1 pseudogene is annotated in these 283 nt (G+C 64.3%); it reads right to left on the bottom strand.

From position 1 onward, the window contains the following. Positions 1–143: 143 nt before the first annotated feature. A pseudogene (locus MKK88_RS15740) lies at positions 144–283 on the bottom strand (glutathione-dependent formaldehyde dehydrogenase); the annotation flags it as partial.

Raw genomic sequence — 283 nt, 5'->3', positions numbered from 1 at the left:
CGTCCAGCTCCACAATGGTTCTGCGCCCGAAGATGTCCACCGACACCCTCAATCGGCCCGTCCGATCATCGATAGCCTCAACGTTGCCGTTGAAAGACGCCAATGCGCCATCCTTGACACGAACTACGCCGCCAATCTCGTGCCTCGCCGCCCTTGATCTCGCAATGCTCGGCGCCCTGCCAGCCGGTGGGCAGGATGTCGGTGAGGAACAGCAGCGACTCGTCGTCCACGCCCTCGGGCGCCAGCATCGGCGCCACGTCCGCCATCGGCACGCGCACGTATT

Source organism: Methylobacterium sp. E-005 (genome assembly GCF_022829725.1).
GTDB lineage: Bacteria > Pseudomonadota > Alphaproteobacteria > Rhizobiales > Beijerinckiaceae > Methylobacterium.
This window is presented reverse-complemented; position numbering and strand designations above follow the sequence as displayed.